At 31.1% G+C, this 11,865-nt stretch carries 10 protein-coding genes; 9 read left to right on the top strand and 1 reads right to left on the bottom strand.

Features of this window, described 5'->3' with window-relative positions; translation table 11 throughout:
- Positions 1–3: 3 nt before the first annotated feature.
- Both IM744_RS14595 and IM744_RS14590 read left to right on the top strand, forming a co-directional pair.
- A complete protein-coding gene (locus tag IM744_RS14595) occupies positions 4–513 on the top strand; it encodes a hypothetical protein (protein ID WP_194508895.1) in 510 nt (169 codons plus the stop codon).
- 350 nt (positions 514–863) lie between these two features.
- Positions 864–1,352, top strand: coding sequence for a hypothetical protein (locus IM744_RS14590; RefSeq protein WP_194508894.1), 489 nt, complete (start codon positions 864–866; stop codon positions 1,350–1,352).
- A gap of 709 nt (positions 1,353–2,061) precedes the next feature.
- On the opposite strand, the gene IM744_RS14585 is transcribed toward IM744_RS14590, so the two are convergent.
- Positions 2,062–3,147: a sensor histidine kinase gene (locus IM744_RS14585; protein WP_241738338.1), complete on the bottom strand. Its 1,086-nt coding sequence runs from the start codon at positions 3,145–3,147 to the stop codon at positions 2,062–2,064.
- Between the two features lie 205 nt (positions 3,148–3,352).
- Here IM744_RS14585 and rpsO point away from each other — a divergent pair, with 205 nt between their 5' ends.
- From rpsO to IM744_RS14550, 7 genes are all read left to right on the top strand, one after another.
- On the top strand, positions 3,353–3,622 hold the full coding sequence (gene rpsO / locus IM744_RS14580; RefSeq protein ID WP_194508893.1) for a 30S ribosomal protein S15: 270 nt from the start codon (positions 3,353–3,355) through the stop codon (positions 3,620–3,622).
- Positions 3,623–3,855: 233 nt separating this feature from the next.
- Positions 3,856–6,111 carry a polyribonucleotide nucleotidyltransferase gene (locus IM744_RS14575; protein ID WP_194508892.1) on the top strand — a complete coding sequence of 752 codons (2,256 nt, stop codon included), beginning with the start codon at positions 3,856–3,858 and terminating at the stop codon, positions 6,109–6,111.
- Positions 6,112–6,638: 527 nt separating this feature from the next.
- Complete coding sequence (gene proC / locus IM744_RS14570; protein WP_194508891.1) at positions 6,639–7,445, top strand: pyrroline-5-carboxylate reductase; 807 nt, start codon at positions 6,639–6,641, stop codon at positions 7,443–7,445.
- 3 nt (positions 7,446–7,448) lie between these two features.
- Positions 7,449–8,228: a glutamate 5-kinase gene (gene proB, locus IM744_RS14565; protein ID WP_194508890.1), complete on the top strand. Its 780-nt coding sequence runs from the start codon at positions 7,449–7,451 to the stop codon at positions 8,226–8,228.
- A 20-nt stretch (positions 8,229–8,248) separates the two neighbouring features.
- Entirely contained in the window at positions 8,249–9,448 is a 1,200-nt protein-coding gene (locus tag IM744_RS14560; RefSeq protein ID WP_194508889.1) for a glutamate-5-semialdehyde dehydrogenase, read from the top strand.
- 227 nt (positions 9,449–9,675) lie between these two features.
- Entirely contained in the window at positions 9,676–11,124 is a 1,449-nt protein-coding gene (locus tag IM744_RS14555; RefSeq protein WP_194508888.1) for a glycosyltransferase, read from the top strand.
- 302 nt (positions 11,125–11,426) lie between these two features.
- Complete coding sequence (locus IM744_RS14550) at positions 11,427–11,801, top strand: hypothetical protein (RefSeq protein WP_194508887.1); 375 nt, start codon at positions 11,427–11,429, stop codon at positions 11,799–11,801.
- Positions 11,802–11,865: the final 64 nt, after the last annotated feature.

The following is an 11,865-nucleotide window of genomic DNA, read 5'->3' as shown; positions in this document are numbered from 1 at the left end:
TTCATGAAAAAACTATTAACCTATACATTACTACTTTTAATGATTATTTCTTGTAAAACAAAGAATAATGACAGTATTATTCAAGGTGAAATATTCATCAAATTAATCGATGTTAGAAACATTGTATCTAATATACCAGATAACAAATTAGAAGAAGTAAAAAAAAGTATTGCAAACGCTGATCAAACAAATCTTACTGAATCTGAAATAAAATCAAGTAACTATTTTAAAATTTTACTAGAAAAAGATTTAATAAAGAAGCCCTTTTTTAAGTTAAAAATAAGTTCAGGTAATATAATTAATGTTTACACAACTAAAACTGAATATTCTAAACTACAAAAAGTGTTAGAAAATTTTGATAAATATAAAGAAAAAATAAAGGTAAAATTCAAAGGGATCAAAATATCTGATGGAATTTTTGATTCCGATGGAATTTTTGACCAGCCAATTTATTTAGCAGATGAAATTATATCAATAGAAAAAACAGACGGAAAAACAGATTGGAAAAAATAAGCCCTAATATGATTTATTTTTAATTCAAAGAAAACCAAACCTGTCTTGTCTACACTGGACAGGTTTTTTTATTAAGATTAAGCATTCAAATAATTTTAACTTATTACGTAAATTTTACTTGTATTTAAAATACCGATAACTATGCTTGTACAGATTTTGCAATAGTTATTGATAATTTAGGAAGCATGAGTTTATCTTCAACTATCGTAAACGATTATGGTTTTAAAGGTAGAAGTCCAAGGTAAATTAGGTCAAGAAATAAGAGCTATGAGTTCTACATTACAACTACTCAAAGTAACTCTCAAGAACGCCAAGGAGACTGTCCTAACTAAAATTAAAACAAAAATCAAATGAATAAAATATTAATTCTATTACACATTTTTATTTCATCAGCAATTTACTCACAAGACAATAATTATGTGAAATTACCAGGCATAAAAGTAAATAGTCCTACAATAATTGTTGAAAACAATATTATTGCGAACAAAAGTTTTTTAGATATAAATGAAAAGGAAATAAAAAATATAAGTGTATTAGTCGATAAACCAAATAAACAAGAACACAAATTTTATAATCTTACCGAAAATGGAATTGTTTTCGTGAGCTTAAATATAGAAACAGATTATAGAACTCAATCTGAGCTAAATCGCTTTTTTGGATTTAAAAAAAATAATGAAATCTATGTTAATGGATATCTTTTAGAAAGTTCTAATTATAAAATTGCATCCAATAGTATCTCGAAAATTGATGTGGTTATTAAAGATGTTACAAATAAGACTAAAGTTTTAAACGTTTGGACTATTAGTGAAAAAGAAGGATTAAATGGTTGCAAGAAGTAAAGTATGTATAAAAAATCTTTTTAATTAATACATAACAAACTTGTTAAATCTAGCCTTATTGATAATTAAATTTCATGAAAAAACTATTAACCTATACATTTATACTTTTAATGATATTTTCTTGTAAAACAAAGAATAATAACAGCACTATTCAAGGTGAAATATTCATCAAATTAATCGATGTTAGAAACATTGTATCTAATATACCAGATAACAAATTAGAAGAAGTAAAAAAAGTATTGCAAACGCTGATCAAACAAATCTTACTGAATCTGAAAAAAAATCAAATAATTATTTTAAAATTTTACTAGAAAAAGATTTAATAAAGAAGCCATTTTTTAAATTAAAAATAAGTTCAGGTAAGATAATTAATGTTTATACAACTGAAACTGAATATTCTGAACTACAAAGTACATTAGAAAATTTTGATAAGTATAAAGAAAAAATAGAGGTAGTATTTAAAGGTAACAAAATTTCTGACGGAGTTTTTGATTCTGATGGAATTTTTGACCAGCCAATTTATTTAGCTGATAAAATCATATCAATAGAAAAAAAAGATGGAAAAACAGAATGGAAAAAGTAATAAATTAAAAGATAAAGTCAATTTGTATATTGATTTGATTACAAATCAACCTTTACGTGGAAAGCCAATTATTGAAGTGGCTTCAAAATAAATATAAACCTCATGCTTTTTAAGTTTGAGGTTTTTTTATGCCTTCAATAAATAAATATAAAAACAAGTCCCTTCACCCACTTTACTCTCTACCTCGATCTTACCTCCTATGCTTTCAATATGGTTTTTTGTGATGTATAAACCCACTCCTCTAGAATCATGATGTTTATGAAAGGTACCGTTGAGTGTGAATAATTTCTGTTGATTCTTTTCTAAATCAATACCTTGACCATTATCTTTTATGTTTAGGATTACGAATGCTCCTTTAGTAGATGTACTAATTTCAATTATTGGATCGCGATTCGGTGATTTATATTTAATAGCATTGGTTATAAAATTTAGAATGATACTATCTAGATACGCTTCTATACCTAAAACCATAACATCTTTATCAACATGATTTATAATTTGACATTGCTCCTTTTTTGCAATAGCGCTAATATTATACATGGCCTTTTTAACATAATCTGATAAGTTCAATTCGTTCAATGAATTAAACTTTTTAGGTTTATCTAATCGTATACTATTAAGATGCTCGATGGTCTCGTCTAGATTTAATATGGATTCTTTTAGCATTTTATAATTATCGTTATCAATAATCGTAACAATATCTTCCTCTAGAAATTCTGTAATCGATCCTAAATTACCAACATGGGTTCTAATATCATGAGTTGCGATACGTGCAAAATCATTTAGTTTTTCATTTTGCCCTTTTACAACGTTCATCAAAAACTGTAAATGCCAATTTGCAGACTTCTGAGCTGATATATCAACTATTTGAGAAATAAAATATAAAGGATTATTATCTAAATCTCTAACTATTGAAACAGATAAAAGAACCCAAATAACGTGACCTTTTTTATGAAAATAGCGTTTTTCAACTTGATAGCTATCTACATCACCTTCAATTAAATACGTCATTGACTCTAAATCTGCATCTAAATCATCACGATGAGTAAGTTCTTGAAAAGACAAACTATAGAGTTCTTCTTCACTGTATCCAAATAATTCACAAATACTTTTATTGACTTTAACCCATTTTCCTTCTAAACTTACAATAGCAATTCCTCCATGAGCATGGGTGAAAATATTTTCAAAGAGTTCGTCTTTGATTAAGCTCATATTTATAGGCATAGGTCTTGTATATCAAAGAATTAATCAAACTAAAGTTACTAATTATATACGATTTTACTGCATAATAATATAAAAGAAACGTCGCTTCAAAAAGTTTCAATTTTACAGTATTAGATATTATAAAAATCACTATATTTGCAGCCTGAAAGAACGACTTTCAGCGTACATAAAAATCATTTACAACAATATTAGCATGTATTTAGATCAAAAAGAAAAAGAAGCCATCTTTAAAAAACATGGCAAAAATGCAAAAGACACTGGAAGTGCAGAAGGTCAAATCGCATTATTCACTTACAGAATTAACTACTTAACTGGACACTTAAAGCAAAATCGTAAAGATTATAACACTGAGCGTTCATTAGTAAAGTTAGTAGGTAAAAGAAGAAGCTTACTAGATTACTTAACTAAGAAAGATGTCTTAAGATATCGTGCAATAGTTAAAGAATTAAATTTAAGAAAATAATATTAAAGAGGCTTCGTGCCTCTTTTTTTTATACAATTAACTCTTACGGTAGAGTATAACAATAGTAAATAAGAAGCTGGATCCTGAATCCCGATAGCTATCGGAACGGGACAAATAGTTTTTCATTGGTCACACGACATCACATGTCACACAACAACTACAACAACACAACGACCATTGTTTAACAGTATTCTAGCGAGCAATAATGCGTTAGAATTAGAATTAAAAAATTTATGATTCCAAAAGTATTTAGAGAGGTCATTGACCTTGGTGACGGTAGAGAGATTTCTATCGAAACTGGAAAATTAGCAAAACAAGCTCATGGTAGCGTTGTTGTGCAATCTGGAAAATGTATGTTATTATGTACAGTAGTTTCCAATTACGAACAAAAAGATCTTAACTTTTTACCATTAACGGTAGATTATAGAGAGAAATTTGCAGCTGCAGGTCGTTATCCAGGTGGTTTCTTTAAAAGAGAAGCTAGACCTAGTGATGGTGAAGTATTAACAATGCGTTTAGTAGACAGAGTATTACGTCCATTATTCCCAAAAGATTATCACTCTGAAACTCAGGTGATGATTCAGTTGATGTCTCATGATGAAGACGTTATGCCAGATGCAATGGCAGGATTAGCAGCTTCGGCAGCTATTCAATTATCAGATTTCCCTTTTGAATGTGCTATCTCTGAAGCTAGAGTTGGTCGTGTAAACGGAGAATTTGTTATCAATCCTACACCAGCACAAATGGAAGCGTCTGATTTAGACATGATGATTGGTGCTTCTGCAGATTCAGTAATGATGGTAGAAGGTGAAATGGATGAGATTTCTGAAGAAGAAATGGCAGATGCTATTAAATTTGCTCATGAAGCGATTAAAGTACAATGTGCTGCTCAAGTAAGATTAGCTGAAGCATTCGGAAAGAAAGACGTTCGTGAATACGAAGCTGAAAGAACAGATGAAGATTTAGAGAAGAAGGTTCATGACATGGCTTATGATAAAGTTTATGCTATTGCAAAAGCTGGATCTGCTAAACATGAAAGAAGTGCTGCTTTTCAACAAATAAAAGAAGATATTAAAGCTACTTTTTCTGAAGAAGAATTAGCAGATTATGGTGGTTTAGTTTCTGATTATTACCGTAAAGCTGAAAAATCTGCGATTAGAGATTTAACCTTAAATGAAGGTTTACGTTTAGATGGTCGTAAGACTGACGAGATTAGACCTATCTGGTGTGAAGTAGATTACTTACCATCTACACATGGTTCTGCAATCTTTACTCGTGGAGAAACACAAGCTTTAGCAACCGTAACTTTAGGAACATCTAGAGATGCAAATCAAATAGATATGCCATCTAAAGAAGGTGAAGAGCGTTTCTATTTACATTATAACTTCCCTCCTTTTTGTACAGGTGAAGCTAGACCAATTCGTGGAACATCTCGTAGAGAAGTTGGACATGGTAACTTAGCACAACGTGCATTAAAAGGAATGATTCCTGCAGATTGCCCTTATACAGTAAGAGTGGTTTCGGAAGTATTAGAATCTAACGGTTCGTCTTCTATGGCAACAGTTTGTTCTGGTACAATGGCATTAATGGATGCTGGAGTTCAAATGACTAAGCCAGTTTCTGGTATTGCAATGGGATTAATTTCTGATGCAGATTCTGGAAAATATGCTGTATTATCTGATATTTTAGGTGATGAAGATCATTTAGGAGATATGGATTTTAAAGTCACTGGTACTGCAGATGGTATTACTGCTTGCCAAATGGATATTAAAGTAAAAGGTCTTTCTTATGAAATTCTAGTAAATGCTTTACAACAAGCTCGCGCTGGTCGTTTACATATTTTAGAGAAATTGACGGATACCATTGCTACACCAAATACTGATGTAAAAGAGCATGCTCCTACAATGGTAACAAGACGTGTTCCTAATGAATTTATTGGAGCCTTAATTGGACCTGGTGGAAAAGTGATTCAGGAAATGCAAAAAGAAACTGAGACGACTATCGTTATTAACGAAGACCCAGTTACTGAAGAAGGTATTGTTGAAATATTAGGTGTTGGTAAAAAAGGTATCGAAGCTGTAATGGCAAAAATAGATGCTATCTTATTTAAGCCTACTGTTGGTAGCGTATACGAAGTAAAAGTAATCAAGATGTTAGATTTTGGAGCTGTTGTTGAGTATATGGATGCACCAGGAAACGAAGTATTATTACATGTTTCTGAATTAGCTTGGGAACGTACAGAAAATGTAACCGATGTTGTAAACATGGGAGACGTATTCGATGTGAAGTATTTTGGACAAGACCCAAGAACACGTAAAGAGAAAGTATCTCGTAAAGCATTGTTACCAAAACCAGAAGGTTATGTAGCAAGACCACCAAGAGATGATAAACGTTCTGGTGGACGTGATAACAATAGAGGAAGAGATAATCGTGGACGTGATAACCGTCGTGATGATCGCAAACCTAGAGAAGATAAGAAAGAAGATTAATTTCTAATTTCTTTATATATTAAAACCCTAAACAGAAACTTCTGTTTAGGGTTTCTGTTTTTTATCAATTTCAAATTGAAAACTTAAAAAATTCATCAATTATGTATTTTATAATTGATCTATTAACTCTAATAAAAATATCAAATATTCTCAACTTGTTTCTGAATAATAAAGCGCAAATAGAAAACCTCAGATAGAATTATATTATTAGCTTATCCTCACTCCTTATTATTCGCATAGTATCATATAAATATGAAATACTCAAAAACAAAGAGCAAAAATTGCTTTGTAATAACGAGAATCAAACTATTTGTCACCGACAGCTTGTCACAGTTAGTCCGTTTTAGAATTTTCTAAATTCCCATATCGTTAACTAATACCTCAATATGTTTCCAATATGACAATTATTACAACAAATTCCTTAGAACATCGAAATTCTTCAAATCAACTTTTCATTTTGGCACACTCGCATAGTAATTGAGGCTATTGTACTAAACTGACAGTTAAAATTTTAATCTAAATAAATTATGAAAGTATTAGTAATTGGAGCCGGAAACATGGGCTTAACCTATTCAGAAGGAATGGCAGATTCTTCTTTATTGGGCAAACAAAAATTAAAAATCTATGATACAGATCCAAATAAAATTGAAACGCTTAAACAAGAATCTAAATTTGATGTTTACACCTCTTTAGCAGATGTTTTACCTCAATCAGACATCGTGTTTTTAGCAGTAAAACCTTATCACTCTGAGGTTCTATTCAAAGAAATGTTACCATTAGTAAATAAAGAGCAAATTTTTGTATCACTCATGGCTGGTGTGACTATAAATACCATTCAAGATGGTCTAAAAGTTAAAAAAGTTGTTAGAACAATGCCAAACCTACCTGCAAAAGTTGGTAAAGGCGTAACTTCTTATACAGGAGCAGAAGCTACATCTAGAGTAGAACTTTTAATGGTGAGACACTTATTAGATACCACAGGTACATCTATACATGTTAGTTCAGAGAAATTTATAGATGCCTCTACAGGTATTTCAGGGAGTGGACCTGCTTATGTGTTTTATTTTATGCAATCTATGTTAGAAGCTGCACTAAAAATGGGGTTTTCAGACTACGATTCAAAAGTACTAGTAAGCAATACGTTTGAAGGCGCTATAGAATTATTCAACCAATCAAATATATCACCAGAAAGTTGGATAGACAAAGTATCATCAAAAGGAGGTACAACTCAAGCTGCAATAGACTCTTTAGACGACAATAATGTAAAGCAACTCATACAAGATGCAGCTTATGCTGCTTTTGATAGAGCTGTAGAATTAGGAAAAGAAAAATAAATTATGGAAGATGATATTAAACGTGTGGTTGTAAAAGTAGGAACCAACGTATTAACAAATAAAGACAATAGAATATTAGGACCTATTCTTAGGGAATTGGTACGACAGATTTCAGAATTATACGAACGTGGAATCATGGTTATTTTAGTCTCTTCTGGCTCTGCAATTGCAGGAAAAGAAATCTTAGGAGACACAAAAATAAAAGATTCTTCAATTAGACGTCAGGTCTATTCTTCGGTAGGACAACCAAGAATGATGCGCCATTATTATAGTCTTTTTCATGATTATGGAATGCGATGTGCTCAGGTTTTAGCTACCAAAAGAGATTTTGATATAGGAAAACATCGTGAGAACATGATTAATTGCTATGAAGGCTTGTTGTCTGAAGGTATCATACCTATTGCTAATGAAGATGATGCTGTGTCTTTAACAATGTCAATGTTTTCTGATAATGATGAGCTTGCAAGTTTAGTTGCCGAATTATTAGATGTAGATCGATTAATTATTTTATCAGACACTGATGGACTTTATACAGGTCATCCAGATGACAAAAATTCAATAAAATTGTCTGAAGTCAAAACCAATCAGAATGTAGAAAAATACGTTTGTGCATCTAACAAAAAAGAAGGTGAAGGTCGTGGTGGCATGGCTTCTAAACTTAGAATCGCAAAAGGAACTGCTCGTAAAGACATCCCAACATACATCGCAAATGGTAAACGCGAAAATGTTATAGTAGATATTATTAATAATAAAAAGGTAGGTACAAAATTCATTAGTGCCTAATCTAAAAAATTAGAAAATCGATGAAACTTTTAAATACAGAAATAAAAAATAATGTTTTAAAATCAATGCTTAAGATTTTAGGCAGAGAACGACAACATATTATTGAAGCCAATAAAAAAGATTTAGATGCTTTTCAAAAAGAAGACCAAGCACTTTATGAACGTCTAATCGTCAATGACAAAAAAGTTGATGAGATGATTGAAGCGGTTAAAGCGGTAATGCTACAGGATGATCCCGTTGGACAAGAACTAACGAATAGAACTTTAAAAAACGGGCTTAATATCGTGAATACCACTGCTCCATTTGGTACGATTCTTATCATCTACGAATCTCGTCCTGATGTCACAATTGAAGCCTCAGTTTTAGCCTTTAAGGCAAATAATAAGATTTTATTGAAAGGCGGAAAAGAAGCTTTGAACAGTAACCTTATTTTAGAAAAATGCTGGCATGAAGCTCTTGAAGAAAACGGGTTATCTAAAGATTGGATTAAACTTCTACACTTAAAACGTGAAGAAACCCAAGCATTTCTTAAAAACCCAACTGAACCTATAGATTTAATTGTGCCACGTGGTGGAGAACAACTAATTAAATTTGTTAAAACTCACGCTACTTGTGCAGTATTAGTAAGCGGACGAGGAAATAATTTTTTATACGTTTCTGAACATGCAGATTGGAGCAAAGCAGTAAATGTTATCATTAATGCAAAAACAGATAAAATTTCGGGTTGTAATGCTTTAGATAAAGTCTTAATTAATAAAAACCTTCCGGAATATGAAATGAAGCTTAAAATGCTTCAAGAAAAATTAGAAAAACATAAAGTTGAAATTATTGTTGACGATAAAGTATCTGACGTTTTATCAAAAAAAGAAACCGTTTCAGATAATGATATTTGGTATGAAGAATTTTTAGCATTGAAATTACTAATTGGTCAAGTCAACTGCTTAGATGACGCTATAGAGCTCATCAATAAATATTCAGGGAAACATTCCGCAGTAATTATTACAGAGCATAACGATGAAGCTATGAACTTTATGCACAACGTTGATAGTGCAGCTGTTTATCATAATGCCTCTACTCGATTTACAGATGGAGGCCAAATGGGAGTTGGTGCAGAATTAGCAATTAGCACAGACAAATTGCACCATCGTGGTCCTTTAGGTTTAAATCAATTGGTCACTAATAAATATTATGTTTATGGAGATGGGCAAGTAAGGGTTTAAGTAATTTGGCTGCGTTAGTAAACCAAGTTTTAATACACTTAAGGTAATATCTTTTAATCAAAAATTAAACCTCAAATAGAAGCAATTTTATTTGAGGTTTTTTATATTTTTTTCTTCAGAAATGTTAAAACTCAACTTACAATCATAAATAAATATTAAAAAAAATCTAAACACAAAGACTAAACGTAAATCTAGAAACGCAACTATTCAAACATCTAGATCACTACATGAACTCTAAAAAAATCACTCGTGCAACAGTAGAATCAGCTACTGACCAAAAAAATAGTAAATTTTCAAACAACTTAAATTCTTTTTTCAACCGTTTTAATGTTGATATAAACGACAGTGAGATACGACTTAATCTATCGGTTCTTTTCAGTTCGTTTGCATTAATGGGAATTGGAATTTATTTTTTCAGTGTATTTCGTGGGGATTTCGATTTACTCAACACAGTACGTTTAACCTCATTTTGGGGAACCGTATTTATAGTTATCACTACGAGTTTAGTCATATATAAAGCATGTTTATTTGTATTTATGCTCTATAAATTTTTTAAATACAAACCCATAGATTCTGTTACAGACGAAGAACTACCATCGGTTACTATTATTGTACCTGCTTACAATGAAGGCAAGCAAGTTTGGGATACGTTGATGAGTTTGGCAGATAGTGATTATCCGCAAGACAAAATAGAACTTTTATCTATTGATGATGGTAGTGTAGATGATACTTGGGAATGGATGCAAAAAGCTAAAAAGCAACTAGGAGATCGTCTAGTTATTTTACAGCAACCAGAAAACCAAGGCAAACGTCATGCACTTTATAGAGGTTTCAATTTAGGGTTGGGAGATATATTTGTCACTGTAGATAGTGATTCTATTGTTAATAAAGACACGTTGAGACATTTGGTAAGTCCATTTGTTACTAATAAAGATTGTGGCGCAGTTGCAGGAAACATTAGGGTTTTAAATAACAAAAAAGCAATGCTTCCAAAGATGTTGGACGTTAGTTTTGTGCTAAGTTTTGAATTTGTACGATCTGCAGAAAGTAGCCTTAACTCAGTATTATGCACACCTGGAGCTTTAGCAGCTTACCGAAGTTCTGCAGTTCATAACTGTTTACCAGAATGGATCAACCAAACGTTTATGGGAAAACCATCAGACATAGGAGAAGATCGTGCCATGACCAATATGATTTTAAAACAAGGCAAGCACGTACTATTTCAAAAAAACGCGGTTGCTTACACTAACGTACCTGAAGAATATACAGGACTCTATAAAATGTTCATTAGATGGGGACGAAGTAATGTTCGTGAAAACCTTGAAATGGCTAAATATATATTTACAGACTTTAGAAAAGGCAAAAAATCGGGTATACGTTTATTGTTCATTACTCAATTTTTAGAAATGTTAATGAGTTATCCGTTTCTTTTAATCATGCTATTTTTTGTAGCAACACATCCTTTATTATTTTTAGGATCAACGTTTATGAGCATCTTAATTCTTTCTAGTTTTTCGGTAATTTTCTACTCTAATCGTTATAAAATTTCAGAATCTATTTGGGCATATTCTTATAGTATTCTCTATACGTTTGGATTATTTTGGATCACACCTTATGCAATAGCAACTGCAAGTAGAAGAGGTTGGTTAACTCGTGATATAGTTGAAACTAAGTAATATTTTTCTTACAGGTGGAATAAGCTATTTTATGTTAAAAGATCAAAGTTCTGAAAACCCAATTAATTTAGAGTATGGTGATAATGTATCTTTAAATTTTGGATTAGGTATAGAGTATAAATTGTTTGACTGATTTTATATCAACCTAGAATCTAACTTGAACTATCAATAAGAGCCTATAACCTCAAATATTGATTATACACCATACATTTTCTCAATAAGTAAAGGTATTGATTATAGGTTTTAAAATAATTCTAGTCCAAATATTGCATATTTCACAGATTTTCAGTACATTATTAGCTATGATACATGAAGACAAGGAAAAATATAAAGACATTTTAGAAGATTCAGTAACGTATTTAGAACAACACGGTTTTGAAAACATCAAAGCAGATACTGAGGGTTACGAAACCCCTAAATCTTATTCAAAAAAAGGGAGTGATATTTCTATAACACCAGATATTGTAGCTACAAAAGAAGGTACAAAACATTATTTTGATATTAGTTTAAAAAGTGAAAAGCCAAAGCTCTTAAAATCTAAGTGGTTATTTCTTAATACGCTAACAGCCTTAAAGTCATCACATTTCAGATTAATAACTACAAGAGGTCATTATAAATTTACCGAAGAAATGCTTGACGATATTAACCTTAACAATAAAAAACTAATCAAAATTTAATTTATTTCACTTTTCTTGTAACATTTTATGTACTTGTTACGTATAACTATGTAGTAAATTACAT

It is taken from the genome of Psychroserpens luteus, assembly GCF_015319355.1.
Taxonomy (GTDB): domain Bacteria; phylum Bacteroidota; class Bacteroidia; order Flavobacteriales; family Flavobacteriaceae; genus Psychroserpens; species Psychroserpens luteus.
The sequence above is the reverse complement of the archived record's forward strand: the minus strand, read 5'-3'. Positions and strand labels throughout refer to the sequence as shown.